At 42.6% G+C, this 19,274-nt stretch carries 18 protein-coding genes and 3 pseudogenes; 8 read left to right on the plus strand and 13 right to left on the minus strand.

Features of this window, described 5'->3' with window-relative positions:
* Positions 1 to 79: 79 nt before the first annotated feature.
* The 3 genes from potC to potA are packed head-to-tail and all read right to left on the minus strand — an operon-like array spanning position 80 to position 2,806.
* Positions 80 to 850 carry a spermidine/putrescine ABC transporter permease PotC gene (gene potC, locus L4B77_RS04150; protein ID WP_004733706.1) on the minus strand — a complete coding sequence of 257 codons (771 nt, stop codon included), beginning with the start codon at positions 848 to 850 and terminating at the stop codon, positions 80 to 82.
* A complete protein-coding gene (gene potB, locus L4B77_RS04155) occupies positions 850 to 1,707 on the minus strand; it encodes a spermidine/putrescine ABC transporter permease PotB (RefSeq protein ID WP_261839623.1) in 858 nt (285 codons plus the stop codon). Before potB ends, potC begins: the two co-directional genes overlap by 1 nt.
* Positions 1,691 to 2,806, minus strand: a complete 1,116-nt coding sequence (potA, locus tag L4B77_RS04160; RefSeq protein WP_372068054.1) for a spermidine/putrescine ABC transporter ATP-binding protein PotA — start codon at positions 2,804 to 2,806, stop codon at positions 1,691 to 1,693. Before potA ends, potB begins: the two co-directional genes overlap by 17 nt.
* A 329-nt stretch (positions 2,807 to 3,135) precedes the next feature.
* On the opposite strand from potA, the gene L4B77_RS04165 reads away from it, so the two are divergent.
* The 5 genes and pseudogenes from L4B77_RS04165 to ttcA all read left to right on the plus strand — a co-directional run bounded on the left by L4B77_RS04165 (position 3,136) and on the right by ttcA (position 6,702).
* Entirely contained in the window at positions 3,136 to 3,948 is an 813-nt protein-coding gene (locus L4B77_RS04165) for a DUF2189 domain-containing protein (RefSeq protein WP_429748684.1), read from the plus strand.
* A pseudogene (locus L4B77_RS04170) lies at positions 3,941 to 4,042 on the plus strand (glucosaminidase domain-containing protein); the annotation flags it as partial. The gene L4B77_RS04165 and the pseudogene L4B77_RS04170, both read left to right, overlap by 8 nt.
* An 18-nt stretch (positions 4,043 to 4,060) precedes the next feature.
* A pseudogene (locus L4B77_RS04175) lies at positions 4,061 to 4,741 on the plus strand (glucosaminidase domain-containing protein); the annotation flags it as partial.
* Positions 4,742 to 4,860: 119 nt separating this feature from the next.
* On the plus strand, positions 4,861 to 5,508 hold the full coding sequence (locus tag L4B77_RS04180; protein WP_429748686.1) for a DUF2987 domain-containing protein: 648 nt from the start codon (positions 4,861 to 4,863) through the stop codon (positions 5,506 to 5,508).
* A gap of 300 nt (positions 5,509 to 5,808) precedes the next feature.
* Positions 5,809 to 6,702, plus strand: a complete 894-nt coding sequence (gene ttcA, locus L4B77_RS04185; protein WP_261839618.1) for a tRNA 2-thiocytidine(32) synthetase TtcA — start codon at positions 5,809 to 5,811, stop codon at positions 6,700 to 6,702.
* 109 nt (positions 6,703 to 6,811) lie between these two features.
* On the opposite strand, the gene uspE is transcribed toward ttcA, so the two are convergent.
* The 10 genes from uspE to ccoN all read right to left on the minus strand — a co-directional run bounded on the left by uspE (position 6,812) and on the right by ccoN (position 15,795).
* The gene (gene uspE, locus L4B77_RS04190) at positions 6,812 to 7,762 is read right to left on the minus strand and encodes a universal stress protein UspE (RefSeq protein ID WP_261839617.1); all 951 of its coding nucleotides are present in this window, start codon (positions 7,760 to 7,762) and stop codon (positions 6,812 to 6,814) included.
* A 132-nt stretch (positions 7,763 to 7,894) separates the two neighbouring features.
* A complete protein-coding gene (gene fnr, locus L4B77_RS04195; protein WP_261839616.1) occupies positions 7,895 to 8,641 on the minus strand; it encodes a fumarate/nitrate reduction transcriptional regulator Fnr in 747 nt (248 codons plus the stop codon).
* An 86-nt stretch (positions 8,642 to 8,727) separates the two neighbouring features.
* On the minus strand, positions 8,728 to 9,402 hold the full coding sequence (locus L4B77_RS04200; RefSeq protein ID WP_261839615.1) for a sulfite exporter TauE/SafE family protein: 675 nt from the start codon (positions 9,400 to 9,402) through the stop codon (positions 8,728 to 8,730).
* Complete coding sequence (gene ccoS, locus L4B77_RS04205; protein WP_261839614.1) at positions 9,392 to 9,628, minus strand: cbb3-type cytochrome oxidase assembly protein CcoS; 237 nt, start codon at positions 9,626 to 9,628, stop codon at positions 9,392 to 9,394. The genes L4B77_RS04200 and ccoS overlap by 11 nt, the downstream gene beginning before the upstream one ends.
* Entirely contained in the window at positions 9,628 to 12,000 is a 2,373-nt protein-coding gene (locus tag L4B77_RS04210; RefSeq protein WP_429748690.1) for a heavy metal translocating P-type ATPase, read from the minus strand. The genes ccoS and L4B77_RS04210 overlap by 1 nt, the downstream gene beginning before the upstream one ends.
* Positions 12,001 to 12,005: 5 nt before the next feature.
* Positions 12,006 to 12,485: a FixH family protein gene (locus L4B77_RS04215; RefSeq protein ID WP_261839612.1), complete on the minus strand. Its 480-nt coding sequence runs from the start codon at positions 12,483 to 12,485 to the stop codon at positions 12,006 to 12,008.
* A gap of 84 nt (positions 12,486 to 12,569) precedes the next feature.
* Positions 12,570 to 13,544, minus strand: coding sequence for a cytochrome-c oxidase, cbb3-type subunit III (ccoP, locus tag L4B77_RS04220; protein WP_261839611.1), 975 nt, complete (start codon positions 13,542 to 13,544; stop codon positions 12,570 to 12,572).
* The gene (locus L4B77_RS04225) at positions 13,544 to 13,720 is read right to left on the minus strand and encodes a CcoQ/FixQ family Cbb3-type cytochrome c oxidase assembly chaperone (RefSeq protein ID WP_009846708.1); all 177 of its coding nucleotides are present in this window, start codon (positions 13,718 to 13,720) and stop codon (positions 13,544 to 13,546) included. Before L4B77_RS04225 ends, ccoP begins: the two co-directional genes overlap by 1 nt.
* A 9-nt stretch (positions 13,721 to 13,729) precedes the next feature.
* Complete coding sequence (ccoO, locus tag L4B77_RS04230) at positions 13,730 to 14,350, minus strand: cytochrome-c oxidase, cbb3-type subunit II (protein ID WP_261839610.1); 621 nt, start codon at positions 14,348 to 14,350, stop codon at positions 13,730 to 13,732.
* Positions 14,351 to 14,361: 11 nt separating this feature from the next.
* Positions 14,362 to 15,795: a cytochrome-c oxidase, cbb3-type subunit I gene (gene ccoN / locus L4B77_RS04235; protein ID WP_261839609.1), complete on the minus strand. Its 1,434-nt coding sequence runs from the start codon at positions 15,793 to 15,795 to the stop codon at positions 14,362 to 14,364.
* 252 nt (positions 15,796 to 16,047) lie between these two features.
* Here ccoN and L4B77_RS04240 point away from each other — a divergent pair, with 252 nt between their 5' ends.
* From L4B77_RS04240 to L4B77_RS04250, 3 genes and pseudogenes are all read left to right on the plus strand, one after another.
* Entirely contained in the window at positions 16,048 to 16,413 is a 366-nt protein-coding gene (locus L4B77_RS04240) for a hypothetical protein (RefSeq protein WP_429748696.1), read from the plus strand.
* 114 nt (positions 16,414 to 16,527) lie between these two features.
* Positions 16,528 to 17,712 (plus strand): FIST signal transduction protein, encoded by a 1,185-nt coding sequence (locus L4B77_RS04245; protein WP_261839607.1) that lies wholly within the window; start codon positions 16,528 to 16,530, stop codon positions 17,710 to 17,712.
* Positions 17,712 to 18,867, plus strand: a pseudogene (locus L4B77_RS04250) (ATP-binding protein). Before L4B77_RS04245 ends, L4B77_RS04250 begins: the two are co-directional and overlap by 1 nt.
* Positions 18,868 to 19,274 lie beyond the last annotated feature (407 nt).

Consider the following 19,274-nt stretch of genomic DNA (forward strand, 5'->3'; position numbering starts at 1 on the left):
CTGTTTATGATTAACACTTTTTTTGAACTTGAAGTATCTTAACTTCTTATCAAGCTTGTCTCTGTATAGAGTAGTGGACTTACTTGATTTTTTCTCTCGCTAATAACTGAGAAATGATCACCAGTATTAACGACACCACTAACATCACTGTTGCTAGGGCGTTTACCTCAGGAGAGATACCCACTTTAACCATTGAGTAAATCTTCAAAGGTAAGATTTCATACGTTGGGCCAGTTACGAAAGAGCTGATGATCACATCATCTAAAGATAGCGTGAAGCTCAATAACCAACCTGCAGCAACCGCTGGTTTAGCAAGAGGTAGAATGATTTGTTTTAGAATCGTCCATTCACTTGCCCCTAAATCTTTTGCGGCTTCTAGCATCTTCACATCAAAGCCATTCAAGCGACTGTAAACCGTGACCACAACGAACGGTAGACAGAAGGTAATGTGCGCAGCAAGTAGGGTAAAGAACCCAAGTTGCACACCCATTACCAAGAACAACGCAAGAAGCGAAATTGCCATTACGATATCGGGTGACATCATTACGATGAACAGCATGCCATTTACGATGCCTTTACCTTTGAATTGGTAACGGAATAGGGCTACTGCCGTTAGGCTTCCGACAATCGTTGCGGCTGTTGCTGAGAACACGGCTACGTTGATCGAGTGCCACGCAGCCTGCATTAGGCTGTCGTTGTTAATAAGCGCGTCATACCATTTGGTCGTGAAGCCTCCCCATTTCATACCAAATTTATTGGCATTAAATGAGTTCGCGATCAATACGATAATAGGTAGGTATAGAAAGGCGTATACCAGCGCCATAAAGCTGAACTTAACTGTGCGACCCATTAGTCTAGCTCCACTTTTTTGTTCAATAGCTTACCTGCTCGGTAGTAGGCAAACAGCATTACAGCCATGGCTATGGTCAGTGCGATACTGGTTGCTGCACCAAACGGCCAATCTCGAGCGTTGAGCACCTGGCTCTTAATCACGTTACCAATTAATAGGTTCTTAGCTCCGCCTAATAGGTCTGAGATATAGAACATACCTAACGCAGGCAGTAGTACTAACAAACAGCCGCCGATAATGCCCGGCATGGTTAGTGGCAGGACGACTTTCAAAAGCGTTTGCAGTTTGTTCGCACCTAAATCTTTAGCCGCTTCTAAGTACGTATCGTCCAGTTTTTCAATCGCTGAAAACAGCGGCAGAATCATAAACGGCAGTAGGATGTACACTAAACCGATCATTACTGCGGTTTCTGAGTACATGATACGTAGCGGTTTATCAATGATATCTAGCGCTAACAAGCTTTTGTTTAAGACACCCTGAGTACCCAGTACAATTTTCAATCCGTATGTACGAATCAAAGAGTTAGTCCAAAATGGCACAATCACTAGGAACAACATAATTGGACGCCACTTCGCAGGCATTTTTGCCACGATGTAAGCGAACGGATAGCCAATAATTAAACACAATAGGGTTGCGACAATTGCCATATAGAAAGAGTGCATCAACACTTTAAAATACAGCGGGTCAGCCAAACGCATGTAGTTATCGAGAGTGAAAGTCATCTCGATCAAGTTCGCTTCATCACGAGTTAAGAAACTAGTACCGATGATCATGATGTTTGGAATCATCACGAACAGCACTAGCCAACCTGTGATTAGAGCAACAATTGCGTTTTGTAAATTAAACTTTTTGCTCATCTTCTAATACCACTTCCCAGCTCTCAACCCAAGTTACTGCAACTTTTTGGCCCAGTGAGTGATCAACATCAGGGTCATCTTCGTTGAAGAATTCGCTAACCATGACACGCATACCAGATTCAAGTTCTACGACTGAGTCTAATGTCATGCCTTTATAGGTTCGCTCGACAATGTGGCCAACAATACCGCGTTGCTCAGATTCTTTGATTTCTTCGATACGAAGATCTTCAGGGCGAAGCAATACTTGCAGTTTTTGACCCGGTTTTACGTCTTTATCGTGATAGATAATCGACTCTTCACCTTCGATTGTCGCAACAATGCGTTTTTCATCTTGACGAAATTTCGCTGTCGCTTCGAATACGTTAATTTCACCAATGAAGCGCGCCACAAATAAGTTTTTAGGCTCTTCGTAGATCTCTCTTGGTGTTCCATCTTGTTCAATCACGCCATCACGCATAACAATAATACGGTCAGACATAGACAGCGCTTCTTCTTGGTCATGCGTGACAAAAATAAACGTAATCCCAAGTTGGCGTTGCAGTTGTTTCAGCTCGATTTGCATCTGTTTACGTAGTTTGTAATCAAGAGCAGATAGAGACTCATCCAACAAAAGAACTTTTGGCTTATTAACGACAGCTCGCGCAATGGCGATACGTTGCTGTTGGCCACCAGATAGCTGATGTGGTTTGCGTTGTGCCATTTGTGTTAGGCGCACCATTTTCAACGCGTCCATTACACGAGGTTCAATTTCGCTGCTTGGAACTTTCTGCATGCGTAAGCCAAATGCCACATTGTCGAAAACGGTCATATGCGGGAATAGGGCATAGCTTTGGAATACAGTGTTGACATGCCTTTGTTCAGCAGGAACTTGGGTTACGTTTTGTTCCGCTAATAGTATTTGACCACTATCGGCAGTTTCAAAACCCGCAATCATTCTGAGTACCGTCGTTTTACCACAACCTGATGGACCTAAGATCGTGAGAAACTCTCCATGATTTACATTTAGATCAAGATTGCCGATGACTTCTTTACCATCGAAACTTTTACTAATGCCAGCAAGCTGTACGACTGGCTTTCCTACTGATTTTTTAGCGTTCAACGTCTGTTTTTCTCCACCTTGGTTCTTTTTGAGACCTGTTGCTATACACTTTTAAGGCGCGCATCATAATCACCAAAAACGTGAATTCAAAGCATTTTTTGTCATTACCAGACAAAAAATTTTGCAGGTAAAAGTAAACATCCTTTACCATAATAGTATTTATTGAGCTTACTCTCATATAACTGCCTAATTATTAACCATTAAGATGCAAAAGCAAGCTTTGTTAGAGATTCATATTTTAGTTTGTATCCGACATATGCGTATAATGAAGGCAATTTTTTATCAATAAGTTAGGTGGCTGAGTTTAACTAGTACACCTAGGTATCAATATGAACAACGACATAGAAAAAGATTTTAATTTGGGCGGTAGCATCAACCGTGCACTTTCTGGCGATTATGAGCTAAAAGCAACGGCTGTATTCCAAGAGGCTTGGAAACATACGATAAATCACTTTCTTTCGTTTTCGCCTGCGATTGTTGCTCTAATGTTCTTGCAAGTGGCTATTTTTTATATTGCTTTAAAACTGCAGCTTGGCGATCCGGCTATTATTTTAGATGCTGTTATCGATCCTGACTCCTTTACCCCTCAGGTCGTTGACTCGATTTTCATTGCTAACTTCAGTTACGAAGTTGTCAGCGCTCCGATATACGCAGGTATCAGCTTAATGGCAATGAGCCATGCTGCGGGTTTACGAACAAAAGTTCGACATATGGCGAAGGGGTTACAGTTCACGGTTCCTGTCATTTTGGTTACTTTGTTTAGTTTAACCCTACAAGGCATTGCGGGGATGATTTTACCGTTTCTATCGATATACTTCTCACTAGCGTTTAGTCAATCAATCCTGCTAATTTGTGATAAGAAAGTACCGCCAATGCAATCATTGCTCCTCTCTTTAAGGGCTGTAAATAAGAAGATATTCGTGATCGCATCTATTTACTTAATCGTTATGCTGATGTTTATCGTTGCGGCGATGATGTATGGCATTGGTCTAATCTTCGTTCTTCCATTCTTTTTCCACGTGAAAGGCATCCTCTATCGTGAAATGTTTGGTATTAAAATGAAACTGATTGCATATGACCGTCCCAAAAACGATGACAATAATGATGACAACAACAAAAATACACAGGTGTTCGATGCATAATCATGATCAAGCAAGTGCCAGAAAATCACTGGCTCTTAAAGTAATCGCGCTGGCGATCGTTGGTACTATCTCATTGGTTGGCCCATATCTTTATAAGAAAATGAGCGACAGTGGTTTTTCTTCAAACGCCCCCGATTTTCGTGCCATTGAAGATGTAAAAGAGAAAAAAGAGGCGTTCTTTTCATTTTTACGTCCGAGTGTTAACAATGAAAACACCCGTATTGTCAAAGAGCGTGCGCTGCTGACCCAAGTTGCAGGATCGGGGTTGAGTAACGTGAACTCTAAAGATACAGCGTCTCTTAAAAGGTTAGGGGAATCATACAACTTACCAGTACCGCCTACTGGTATGGATGATGCTTGGTTAACTGAAATGCTCAACCGCGTTAATGTACTTCCAGAAGCATTAGTACTGACGCAGGCCGCTAATGAATCGGCTTGGGGCACTTCTCGATTTGCTATCAAAGCTAATAACTACTTCGGTCATTGGTGTTACACAAAAGGTTGTGGCCTTGTGCCATCACAACGCAATGAGGGCAGCTTTCATGAAGTTGCTAAATTCTCCTCTAGCCAAGAGTCTGTGCATCGTTACTTCATGAACCTCAACCGAAACGAGGCATATGCTGGTTTAAGAGTAATCCGTGCGAAACTTTCTGCTCAAGGTAAAGATTTGTTGACCACGGAAACCGCTACAGAGCTGACTAATGGTTTGTTGAAATACTCTGAACGAGGTTCTGACTATGTGACTGATTTACAAGCTATGATCCGTCACAACAAGGTATACTGGAAAAAGTAACTCTCTCTGTTAAACGTTGGATGGCCGCATAGTCGATGAAGCCATCAGCATTGAAAAAAGAGCAGCTCATTGGCTGCTCTTTTTATTTATAAACAATATATTTCAACAAGATTGCAATCATGAAAAAGACCGTACTCGCTTTATTTGCTTCATTAAGCCTTGGGATATCCTTGCCCATCGCGGCCCAAGAATACATGTTCACGTATTCTAAGCTGTATACACAACTTAAAAATAACGTTAAAGAAGGGCACGATGATGTCAAAGTTGCGATTTTTTTTGTTGATCAACGGGCTCAAGAAATCTGTCATATCAGCAAAGCCTGGATGGAAAAAGAAGAGCATTATGAAGCACTAAAAGTATCACCGGCCCATGAACTCTTGCTACCTGTCGATCAAAACTTACGCTCAGCTAACCCTCTGATCTTTGTGCAAACACAAGAGCAAGAGTGCGCCTACTCTTTGGTTGTGATGACTCAAACACCATTAGTCGGCAAAGTCGAAAACGCTCAAATCAAAAACTTATTACCACAGATGCAAGCGATGCTGGAAGATGTAAGCGGTATGTTTTCTCGCTGGTTTACGCCGGATGTTGAAGGTTTAACCCTAGAATTTTCTGACAAGCTTGAAGGGACTATCGAGCTCTCTAATGGTAAAAAAATTCCAATTAGACAAGGGCGATCTAGATTTACTCTAGCGGAGTTAGACGGAAGTAGCATTACGCTCCCTCAAGCAACGCTGCGGGTTCTTCCATATATTCCAGGGAAATAGCTCCAACATTCACTCGCAATCGGTTAGCCTTCATCAAAATGGGAAAAGCAGAGCTATCAAAGGCGCTGCTTTTCATTTTTAGATTTACAATCCGTTTATTTCAGCAACGAATGTTCCACTCCAGTACTCTTTTCTACCTGTTTATTGAGTTATCCCATGATATCGCGGAATCTTTCTAACTCTCAGCTTGTTTATCCAACCGTTGCTATTTCAACCTGAAATAAAAATACGTATAATCCTCGCCCTTAAACAGTCCCACTAGCAATCGACAGTCGATAATACGACGGTGTGAGAGTCGCAATGAACCAAAACGATAATAGAAAAGAAACACTTGAATTCAACAAACTTCAGAAGCGCCTGAGAAGAAATGTTGGAAATGCTATCATTGACTACAACATGATCGAGGAAAATGATGTAGTCATGGCATGTATCAGTGGTGGTAAAGATTCATTTGCGATGCTCGATATTTTGTTGCGTTTGCGTGAAGCTGCACCAATCAAATTTGATGTTGTCGCCGTAAATCTGGACCAAAAACAGCCAGGGTTCCCTGAACATATTCTGCCAGAGTATTTTGAAACGTTGAACATTCCTTACTACATTGTGGACAAGGATACCTATTCCGTTGTGAAAGAAAAAATACCCGAAGGTAAAACGACCTGCGGTCTATGTTCTCGTTTACGTCGTGGGACTTTGTACTCATTCGCAGAGAAGATTGGCGCAACTAAGATCGCTCTTGGTCACCACCTTGATGACATCGTTGAGACCATGTTCCTGAACATGTTCCACGGAGCACGTTTAAAGGCAATGCCACCGAAGCTACGCTCTGATGATGGTCGTAACGTGGTTATTCGTCCCCTGACTTACTGTCGTGAAACTGACCTAATCAAATACGCTGAACACAAAGAGTTCCCAATTATCCCTTGTAATTTATGTGGCTCTCAAGAGAACCTACAGCGTCAGAACATTAAAGCGATGCTGATTGATTGGGATAAGAAAACCCCTGGTCGAGTTGAAAAGATCTTCAAGTCAATTCAGAACGTAAGTCCAAGCCAACTGGCTGACCGTGAGTTGTTTGATTTCGTCAACCTTCCGCTCGACCGTAGTGAAGAGCGCAAAGCGTACGAATTCGAAGAAGCTGAAATTTCATCTTCAAATATTGATGAGTCAATGTTCATCGACGTGACCAATATTTAGTAAGATATCCGCCACTCGGTATATAGAGAACGAGAGAAAAAAACGCCTCAAGCAATGCGAGAGGCGTTTTTTATGACTTAAACGGGTTGCGGGCTTAGACTATGCCGACTTAACCTTTCGAAAGATTTGGATCGAGAGGGCTAACATAGCCCGACGGTTTAATCGCAAGAACATCACAGTTAATCTTATCGATCACGTGTTCGGCAGTGTTACCAATAAACACAGCCGATAACCCTGTGCGGCCCGTTGTGCCAAGAATTACCATGGCTGCGCTTTTCTCGTGCGCCACCTGAGGAATGACATCTTCCGGTAAACCTTGTTCAACCACAGTTTGCTCTTCACACATCCCGTGCTTTTGGCGCAGTGCTTTCATCGCAGTCAAATGGTGTCCGCGAACCGCGTCGGTGTATGACGTTGGGTCAAATTCGGGTAACTCGATTGTTATATTCGCGGGCGTTACTGGATAAGCATTGACTAAAAATGCCTCAGCATCAAGACGCCCTGTGATCTCAAGCAGTCTGTCGACGATCGTGTCGTTTAACTCTAAATGAGCGTCAGTCTCTGATCCAACATGAACCGAAGCTAGTATCTTCGCATCATCGGGCCAAAAATCATTTTTCACTAATAGGACTGGGCTAGGGCACTTTCTCAACAAATGCCAATCTGTAGGAGTGAAAATCACTGACTCTAACGTATCGTGTTTGCGTGTCCCTTTGATTAATATGTCATGACCACTACTAAAAACTTCAGCAATAATGGCTTCATAAGGACGATTATGCCAAACCACTTGAACGTTGAATTCTATTGAATCGTCAATGTACGGCTCTGCGATTTTATTCATCCAGATTTCACGTTGGTGAATGACGCCTTTTCGCATTGCATCTCTCTCGTCGACAGAGAGCATCGATGTCATCTCATACGAGAAATCGTAAATCGACAAAAAGAAGGTAACGTGGCTTGTTGAAGTGCTTTTCTTGGCGAGTTGGATTGCACGAGCTAGAGCAGGTTGCTCATCATGATTGATGTCAGCGACAACTAAAATTTTATTATAGATACTCATAACTAAGCCTACTTTTTATATCGAAGATATCAATAATGTAGCGTAGTTATGGAAAGATTAAGAGAAATATAGGAGGTTTTAGGAGAGAAATATGATGTAGCTCATTATTGAACTACATCATTGATATCTAAACTATTCTTTTGAAACGCCAGCCAGTTCCATCAACGCATCATGATCTTCGATCGTGATGTATTTACCTTTAACGCTCAAGATGTTTGATTTTTGAAAGCGGCCTAAAAGACGGCTAATGGTTTCAACAGTAAGACCTAAGTAGTTACCAATATCACCACGAGTCATCGTTAAGCGAAACTCTCTAGGGCTAAAGCCACGTTGAGAGAAGCGAGTCGAAAGGTTGTAAAGGAATGCGGCAAGACGCTCTTCTGCATTCTTCTTAGAAAGAAGCAGAATCATTTCTTGGTCACCTTTAATCTCATTACTCATCAGGCGCATAATTTGCTGACGCAATTTAGGCATTTTTCCTGATAGATCATCAAGAATTTCGTAAGGTATTTCACAAACCATCGAAGTTTCTAGAGCTTGAGCAAAACTAGGGTGTAAGTCACCTGTAATTGCATCAAAACCAACAAGATCACCCGCTAGGTGGAATGCTGTGATCTGCTCATCACCTTGCTCAGTAATCGTATAACTTTTGATCGTGCCAGAGCGAATAGCGTACAGCGACTTTAGCTCATCGCCAGCTTTGAATAGCTCTTGGCCTTTTTGAATAGGTTTCTTTCTCTCAATGATCTGATCAAGTTGATCGAGTTCAGATTCATTCAAAGTAAATGGGATACAGAGCTGGCTAATACTACAATCCTGGCAGTGGATTGCACAGCCGCCAGACTGAACTCGTTTCGTCACAGGCTTTTCAGAAATCATAACAATCTTTCACTATTTGATATACGTCAATATTTTAGCATTCCTTCATCGTGTTGGGTAGTAAAAAAACCGCATTAAAAGAACACTCATACGGTATAAATAATGAGCTGTATTGCCGTATACCCGGTATAGAAACCGTAAATCAGGATAAAAATTGCACCTAATTGGCGAAATAAGTCAGTTTGTTGCAATTTCTTGAGGAAATTAGCGCCTACGCCAACCGTCAACATAGCAGGAAGAGTACCAAGGCCGAATGCAAGCATAATTCCGGCACCATTATACCAACTTCCCGATACGGCTGCCCACGTTAGCATCGAATATACGAGGCCACATGGTAACCAGCCCCAAATGAAGCCAAAGGGTAATGCGTGGCTTGGGTGCTTCAATGGCAAAAATGACTTTCCAAGTGGAGCGATATAAGCCCACAGTTTTTGCCCGACCTTTTCAAAAAACAGCAAGCCGAACCACCACTTACCAATATACAATCCCAAGACGATCATGAAGGTGGCTGCGAACAAACGCAGCCAAGCTAACAGAGTATTAAAATCGCTGAGCTGCCCAATGGAAGAGATGACACCACCAATCAGGCCGCCGATCACAGCGTAGCTTAATAAACGGCCGACATTATAAAGTAGCGGGGTGACAAAAGTAGGTTTCGTGTTGCCAATCGAAAGAAGCGATGCAATACCACCACACATTCCCATGCAGTGGCCTGCGCCGATCAATCCAACAACAAAGGCTCCGATCCAATCAGGCGTCATCGTTGTTTTTGTCTACGTGAGTTTGGCTTTCGCTATTAGCTTTCCCATTCTTGACAGGTTTGCTATCCGAATGGTTGTGAGCCTTTTCGTCTTCATCAAACAGAATGTTGTGACCTTGACGTTCTAGGTCTTCAAACTGTTCGCTCTTCACCGCCCATAGAAAAATACCAACAGCGATGCACACCAGTACAATCGCAATGGGGATCAGGATGTATAAACTTTCCATTATTTACCTTGCTCTTTTAAAAGCCTTAACGAGTTAGACACAACAATAATAGAGCTGGCAGACATCCCAACAACGGCAATGTATGGAGCAACCAAACCGGCGACAGCCAATGGAAGGATAAGTAAGTTATATCCTAATGACCAGGCTAGGTTTTCACGGATTATCTTACGCGTTTTTAATGCCAAAGTACGCGACTTAAGTAATCTATCGAGCTTATCACCCAGTAACACCATATCCGCAGAGGCTTTCGCCACATCGGTACCGCCGCCCATAGCGACTGAAAGGTGGGCACCCGCAAGAATAGGGGCATCGTTAATACCATCGCCAACCATCATGGTAATGTCACTTGCATCTCGAGAGTTCAGGTAAGCAAGTTTATCTTCAGGTTTCGCGTTAGCAACAATATCAGTAATACCGATCTCTTCTGCAACAGGTTTCGCGTTAATCAAAGAATCGCCAGTCAGCAGAGTCGTTTTAATTCCCGCTTCTTTAAATTGCTTAATAAACTCGATGCTTTCTTTGCGAATGGGATCTTCATAAGTGAACGTCGCGATATGACGATCCGACATCGACAAGTAAATACCGTTACTTTCCGATGGTTGAGCTTCACCTAGAATGAATTCACTACTACCAATCGCAACTTTTTGGCCATTCCACTCACCAGTGATGCCTGAACCAATCACGTTATTAACTGACTCGACTTCGATCTCATCAGAAATATGTGTTTTAAACGCTTTAGCGATAGGGTGGTTAGCATGTTGCTCTAAGCTCGCCGCTACTTTGAGGCAGATGTCTTTATCAAGTTCAGCAAAAGTTTCCACTTGGCTGATACGAATATCACCTTCAGTCAATGTGCCCGTTTTATCGATGATCAAGTGATTCACCTTGCACAAGGTTTCGAATACGTGGCCTTTGCGCAGCAAGATACCGAAGTTACCCATGCGAGAAGTCGAGCAAGTTATCGCCGTCGGTGTTGCCAGTGATAGAGCACAAGGACACGTCGCTACCAATACCGAAAGCATGATCCAGAAAGCGTCTTCTGGACGAGTTTGGTGCCAATAGAACCAAGTACCGAATGAGATGACTAAGATCACTGCGACAAAGTATCGAGCCACAACATCGGCTATTTCTGCAATACGCGGTTTCGACAATTGCGCTTCATCTTGCAGGCGAACGATATTAGAAATCACTGAATCGGCTTTTGATGTCATGACTTCCAATTCAAACGACTCGTCTCCATTCAATGTGCCAGCGAAGACCGCATCGCCTTCGTTTTTGACTACATGGATAGACTCGCCAGTCAGCATCGATTCATCGATATGAACTCTGCCAGACAAGACTTTGCCATCTGCAGGAATGTGTTCACCCGGAAGTACGCGAATTTGATCGCCAACTTTTAAGGTTTTTACCGGAACTTGTTCACCCTCTAGCGTTGTAGCCATAGCCGGAACCAGCTTAAGCAGATTACCACTGGCGGCGGCGGCTTTACGACGAGCACGCATTTCAAGAAAGCGACCAAGCAAAAGAAAGAAGGTGAACATCGAGATTGATTCAAAGAACACTTCGCCTTGCTCTGTCACTGTTGCCACCAAGCTGGCAACGTAAGCAAACAAGAGAGCTATCGACACGGGTACGTCCATTCCCAAGGTTCGACCTTTGATGCTGCGCCACGCATTGATGTAGAAAGGCAATGCCGAGTAGAGTAGAACTGGTGTTGCGAAAATTAAACTCACCCAGCGGAAATAGCTTTTGAATTCAGGTTCAAGGTTGCCAAACACTTCAAGATAAAGTGCTACAGCTAGCATCATCACTTGCATTGTCGCTAAACCAGCAACACCAAGACGATAAAGGTAGTTTTTCATCGAACGATGGTAAGCCGCTTCTTGTTGGTCCGCTTCGAACGGTGCTGCTTTGTAACCAAGGGTATGGATTGCTGACAATAACTCACTGAGTTTAACTTGCGTGTTATCCCAGCTAAGCAGGGCACGGTTAGTGGTGGTATTAACTCGAATGCTGCCCACCCCTCGTTTTGACGAGACTCGCTTCTCAATAAGCCACGCACAAGCGGCACAAGAGACACCTTCTAGTGACAATGTCACTTCTGACGTGTTTTCAGAATTACGAACGAACTCAAGTTGGACATCTTCGTTGTCATAATGACTGAGTGCCAGAAGTTGTTCTGGTACTAAATCCGCTTTCTCCGCCGGAGCAGTACGGTATTGGTAATAAGATACCAAGCCACTATCAACGATGGTCTGAGCTACCGTCTCGCAGCCAGGACAACACATCTGACGAGTCGCACCTAAGATCTCTACCTTAAAATCTGTTTCCGCTGGTACATCTTCACCGCAGTGRTAACAGGATTTACACATAAATTTTAATTCGTTAGTTGAGTTGGTGTATTAATTGGAAAGTTCATTCTGCCTTGTAATAACCATTCAGAATCATGTGGGGAAAGCTCAATAAACCATGGACCTTGCATCTCATGGTCCAAAGTTAGGGTGTAATTGCCTGTCGCATCGGCGGTAAGCATCTGAGTAAAATCGCGATCAGGAAGTGTGCGGTGTACGAACATTGCGTTAATTGCAGGGAAGTGTTCAAGCTTGCCTTTATTGAGAGTAATGATAACAGAATTGCCTCTCTCGTTAATGGCTGCGGATAGCCCCAGTTCTTTTGAAATATTTACTTTTGAAATGTCGACATTAATACCTTTTCCTTTTTTATAGTAATCCTCAGTGACTAAGTCGACAGAGTTTTGTGAGAATACAATCACCGTTAAGATCGTCCAGATCACGACTGTCGCTGGCAGCGCGATTAAGAACCACGGCCAAAACTGTTTATACCAAGGCTTTACCATAAAAAAAATCTCAAAAAAGAATAAAAAGAAGGCGTTATAAATTAAAGGAAAGACAACCTCTAGAAAGAGGCTGTCTTTTGTTTGTTACTCATCGTCCGAGTTACTTAGGCTCCATACATATGATGCGACTAATTGAACTTTGTCTTCGCCTAGAATGTCTTTCCAAGCGGGCATGACACCAGAGCGCCCATTCATGACTGTTTCAGTCACATCCGCACGAGAATCACCGAATAACCAGTTACGGTCTGTTAGATCGGGGGCACCTACAGCAGGGTTACCCTTACCGTCAGTACCGTGACACGCTGCACACACAACGAAGCGTGCTTTACCCGCTTCAGCCTCACGTGCATTCACACTACGACCTGAAAGGCTAAGTGTGTAGCTAACCACTTCTTTAACGCCTTGCTCACCTAACGCATCTTTCCATGCTGGCATTTGGCCGATACGACCGTGCATGAGTGTCGTGACAATCGCTTGCGGTTCCCCTCCATATAGCCATGCATTATCAGTAAGGTTAGGAAAACCTTTCTGACCTCGGGCGTCAGAGCCATGGCACTGAGAACAGTTTTGCAGGAATAAACGCTGACCCACTTTTATTGCATCTGCATCTGATGCGATATCAGGAACAGAACGCAAACCATTCTCGTCATAAGCCAACTTTCTGAATGCTTCACCAAAGTAAGTGTCTGCATCATCAAGCTCTTTCGCGTATGCATCTAGCTGTTTGTTTGCTTGTGCGGCTGCGATTGCAGATCGAGACTCTTCAATGTTACGAACGTCTTGGTTTGAACTTGTCCAACCCAGTAAGCCTTTAAAATTACCAAGACCCGGGTATAGAGCAAGGTAAACCGCCGCAAATACAATGGTGCTAATGAAAAGATATGTCCACCACTTTGGAAGGGGGTTATTAAGCTCTCGAATACCGTCGTATTCATGGCCCATATCCTGGCCTTCTTCTACGCCAGTTCGATCTTTAAAACACCAACGAAGTAGGACCACACAACCAATTAGGGTACCAATCGTAATCGCACTAACCCAGATACTCCAGAATGTACTCATTACTTTGTCACTCCTTGATTTTTAGAACTTGTTGCAGGCTCATCGTCTGCAAACACAAGGTTCGCATCTTCGTCGAAACGTGATTTACGATTCTTGCCATATGCCCACCAAACGATGCCAATGAAGCAAGCAAAAACAGTCACAGTCCAAACACTTTGAAATGTAATAATGTCCATAATTATTCCTTATTTCATTGCGTGGCCAAGCGATTGAAGGTACGCGATGATTGCATCCATCTCTGTTTTTCCTTCAACATCTTGTTTCGCGTTAGCAATTTGTTCATCTGTGTAAGGCACACCAAATTGATTACGGAAGAGTTCAAGCTTCTGTTGAGTCAATTTGCCATCAAGTACGTTCTCAGCAAGCCATGGAAAACCAGGCATGTTGGATTCGGGAACAAGTTCACGAGGGTCGATAAGGTGAACCCGGTGCCACTCATCAGAGTAACGTTCACCAACACGCGCCAGATCTGGGCCTGTACGCTTAGAACCCCATAGGAATGGGTGCTCCCAAACACTTTCACCAGCGACAGAGTAGTGACCGTAACGTTCAGTTTCAGAGCGGAAAGGACGAATCATTTGGCTGTGACATACGTTACAACCTTCGCGGATATAAACATCACGACCTTCCATTTCCAGAGCAGAGTAAACGCGTAAATTATCTACAGGTTCCGTAGTCTGTTTTTGGAAAATAAGAGGGGTAATTTCGACCAAAGCACCAAAACTGATCGCGATAACGATCAAGATTGCGAGTAGGCCAACGTTCTTCTCTACTAACTCATGGCGATTATTTGAATTTGAGCTCATTCTCAATCTCCTTAAGCCGGTTGAGGGATAGCTTTGAGGCTATCTTGTGGTGCTGAAATCGTTTTGTACGTATTGTATGCCATTAAGAACATACCGAGTAGGAAGATACCTCCCCCTAAGAAACGGACAAAGTAGAACGGGTAAGACGCTTCAACAGATTCAACAAAACTGTATGTCAATGTTCCATCAGAATTGACTGCACGCCACATCAAGCCTTGCATTACACCTGATATCCACATAGCAACAATGTAAAAAACCGTACCAATCGTTGCTAACCAGAAGTGCACGTTGATTAGGGATACAGAATACATACGTTCTTGACCAAACAGTTTAGGTACCAAGTGGTAAATAGAACCAATTGAAACCATTGCAACCCAACCTAACGCACCAGAGTGAACGTGACCAATTGTCCAATCCGTGTAGTGAGACAGTGCGTTAACGGTTTTAATTGCCATCATCGGACCTTCGAAAGTCGACATACCGTAAAATGATAAAGAGACGATTAAAAAACGTAAGATAGGATCGTAACGAAGTTTGTGCCATGCACCAGACAGGGTCATAATTCCGTTGATCATGCCACCCCAAGAAGGAGCAAACAGAACCAATGACATCACCATACCGAGAGACTGTGTCCAGTCTGGAAGTGCCGTGTAATGTAGGTGGTGAGGGCCAGCCCAAATATAAAGAGAGACAAGAGCCCAGAAGTGAACGATAGACAAACGGTAAGAGTAAACGGGGCGACCAGCTTGTTTAGGTACGAAATAGTACATCATACCAAGGAAACCAGCTGTCAATAGGAAGCCTACCGCATTGTGTCCGTACCACCATTGCACCATTGCATCAATCGCACCGGAATAAATCGAGTACGACTTAAACGCAGAGACTGGAACAGCTAAGCTGTTAACGATGTGCAACACGGCAACTGTGATGATGAAGGCTCCGAAGAACCAGTTTGCGACGTATATGTGTGATGTCTTACGTTTAATCATGGTTCCGAAGAACACGATCGCATAAGCTACCCATACAAGAGTAATCGCAATATCGATTGGCCATTCTAGTTCTGCGTACTCTTTACCCGAGGTCAAGCCTAACGGTAAAGTTATTGCAGCGGATAGGATAATCGCTTGCCAACCCCAAAAGGTAAAGGCTACGAGAGGACCACCGAAGAGACGCGTTTGACAGGTACGTTGCACAACATAATATGATGTTGCAAACAGCGCACTTGTACCGAACGCAAAAATAACCGCATTAGTATGCAGGGGACGTAAACGACTGTACGTCAGCCACGGCGTATCAAAGTTTAGCTGTGGCCAAACTAATTGAGCGGCAATCAAAACACCAACGCCCATACCGACAATTCCCCACAGAATGGTAACTAGGGTAAATTGACGGACGACCGTATAGTTGTAGTTTTGTTCAAGCTGCTTTTCTTGGCTCATTTGCATGCTTCCAATTTCTTATTTACTACACTTTACTTCCAACACGACTCACGTCGTAATGCCACCCAAATTAGAAAAGGAAATTCAACCTATTCAGGGCGTTATTTCCACTTGCTGATTTTAAAAAAAAGTGGCATTTTCAACGCAACACTATACGTGAATTAACAAATCAATGACAGAGTAGTAACCTTACGCATGGTCAGGAATTGATTTTTTATTTAAAAACTTTGAACTTTGTTACAAGGAATCGAGATTAAAATGGCGGCACAAAAGCTAACAAAAGCAAGGCTTGTTCAAATAATCATCATGTTGGCTGTCTTGATAACAGCATTTATTTGGAGAACGATAAACTATGAGAGTAACGAAACAATAAAGTGCATAGTTTCAAAGCCTTGTGAAATTGGAACTGATAAGCATAGCATTTTGATTTTGGACAATGACTTGGGGTATTCCATTAAAGCGTCGGAAATAGGGGCATTCTCTATTGGCTATAATGGCAACGGCATTTTGGAAGAAAAAGAACCATCGAATTGGCTATTGCAAACGAGTGATAAGACACCGTCAATCTTTGTTACATTTACACAACAGGCAGTTACATTTAATGTGAAAATCTTTCAAGAGTGACCGTTCAAAATGTTAGTAGCTCCTCGATTATTTCGATGGAAAAATACCGGGATGAGTGAAACATAGTGCTTATAAGTGTTATAAAGAGACTATGAGTAAATTTTTCAAGATTCTATGAAATTTCTATCAAAAGTATCTTATTCCTTAGATGATAAGATAGCCGTTAAAGAGTTGCTCAGCGAGGCAGAAAAACTCGAGGATATTGCTTGTCTTATTTGTTATTGCACAGAAGAGTACTCGACACTCGCTGTGCAGAAATATTTGGTGGATGCACTTCCTAACACTCCGATACATGGTTGTACCACTTGTCACGGTATTATGACTGAAACTGGGTTTCATTCTGGTCCAGTGATTGGGGTTCTCATCATTTATGACTCGGGGATCAACGCTTACGGTACAGGAATTGAACACTTTGCAGACTCTATAGACCGAAGTACCTTCTGTGCTATCGATAAAGCACTCAAGAACGCTAACCGAGAAGGTGAAATCCCAGATCTTATCCTTCTTCATTCCACGCCAGGCAATGAAGAGAAGGTAATGGCAGCCATCGACAGGAAATTCGGTACTGAAGTGCCTATTATTGGTGGCAGCGCTGCAGATAATCAGGTATCTGGGAATTGGAGCATTTTTACCGAAGATTCGCTGTCTATCAATGGAATATCATTAACAGTATTATTTTCTTCTCAGTCTATTTACTCATCTTTTAGTGCAGGTCATACACCTACACGTTACTCAGGTACCGTGACCAAAGTAAGAAACCGAATATTGTTGGAGATAGACCACAGGCCAGCTGTCACCGTTTATAACGAATGGACGAATTTTCACTTAGGTGGCAGTGATGACGGTTATATATTTGAAAAGTCCTCTGTCTATCCACTGGGTAGGAAAGTCGGCTCTTCATACGACTATCCATACTTCAAATTATCCCACTCAATCAGAGAAACCGAGTGTGACGGGATCGAACTCTTCACCGATATAAATGAAGGCGACACCATCTATTTAATGCAGGGATCTAAGCAACAACTGATCAGCCGAGCGGCTAATATCATTCATTCAGGTAACTACAACGATATGGCTCTTGAAGAGAAACTAGGCGCAATTAATATATTTTGTGCAGGACCAATGCTAACGCTTAAACAAGACATGGATGAAGTCTGTAGGCAGATAAACCACGCTCTTAATGGTCTTCCGTATATTTGCCCATTTACTTTTGGTGAGCAAGGGAGACTATCTGGTGGTGAGAATGCGCATGGCAATTTAATGGTGTCATCTGCAACGTTCTATAGGTTAAAAATGTAATGGGTTCTCAAGGTCAAGAAGCACTACAAGAAGCTCGTATTGAACTGCAAAAATCAAAATCGCGCGAACGAAAATTAGCCGAAGAGAATAGGGTTATTTTATCAACTATCTCGGCAATCAGTAAGGCGAGTAACATATCTGAGATATTCTCAAGCCTTGAATTAGTATTAAGGAAGTACATTAAATTTGACGACTTTACTTTTGTTAGCGATCATCAGTGACGTACTGGATTTCTCAAAAATCGAATCAGGATGCTTTTCGCTGACACCTCAATGGAGCAACGTAAGAGACACTGTAACTTTTGTTATTTCTGAACAAAAGAAGGCTGCTGACAATAAAGGGTTGGCACTAATGGTAACCAGCGACATCTCTGGAGGTGAACTTCATTACATCGATCCAAGCCGCTTAGCTCAAATTTTATTTAACCTGATCGGTAACGCGATTAAGTTTACTGAGCATGGACATGTTCATGTTTCTATTCAATCCCAAGCGAGCTCGTTTTATATCTCAGTAGAAGACACTGGGATTGGCATCAATTCGCAGCAACGTTCGTCGTTGTTCAGTCCATTCGTGCAAGCTGATAGTACAATTACACGTAGATTTGGTGGTACTGGTTTAGGCTTGGCGATAACCAAGCGACTGGTAGAACTGATGAATGGACGCATATCGGTAGAGAGTGAGCCAGGAAAAGGATCGAAATTCGAGGTACAGTTACCGATTCTTACTCGAGTAACGAACAATCTAGCTCACGATGAAGAGAAAAGCTCCTCAAGAGAACTCAGAAACTGCTATTCAGTTTTAGTTGTCGAAGACAACCCAACGAATCAAATGGTGATTAAGCTCATATTAACACGACAAGGCCATAACGTTTTCATTGTCAGTAATGGTGAAGAAGCCATTAACTTTATTGAAAGAGACAAGGACCCAATCGACATTATCTTGATGGATGTCTCTATGCCAGTTATGGATGGTTTAACGACAACTAAATACATAAGAGAGTTAAACATCAAAACTCCAATTGTCGCACTAACAGCACACACATCAAGAGAAGATCGACTTTCGTGTTTGGCCGTAGGAATGAATGATTTCGTGACTAAGCCAGTAAGAACCCAAGAAATAACAGAAGCGATTAATAGATTAATGCTTAAGATCTAATAAACATATTCTTAATCGAAGATTAGGAAATATGTTTATTAGGTATTTTATGGTAAATAGCCTAAGTGTTAAATACAATCTTAACTCGGTAAAGGCAGGGTATTACATATAAGGTCAAACACTATAAACCTCAGATGCAATTTAACATAATATACATAATACGCACTTAGAGCTTTCAGAAAGCCAGTAAAACTATAGCCACCTAGAACCACTTAACAAAGCCTAACCAAGCTTTAAAAGCGCTTAGCAGAATGAAAGGTTTTCGTTTTTCTCTCAAACTCTGAAACGCTTCGCTGCTTATCGCTCAACAAACTGAATCGACCCCTTAACATGATCACGTTCGCTTATCCCTACGGGCTGAAATACTAAGCTGGCTCATAACCGTCAAAATCACCAGAGGCAAGCAT

Origin of the sequence: Vibrio minamisatsumaniensis, assembly GCF_050337445.1 — a bacterium.
Taxonomy (GTDB): domain Bacteria; phylum Pseudomonadota; class Gammaproteobacteria; order Enterobacterales; family Vibrionaceae; genus Vibrio; species Vibrio artabrorum.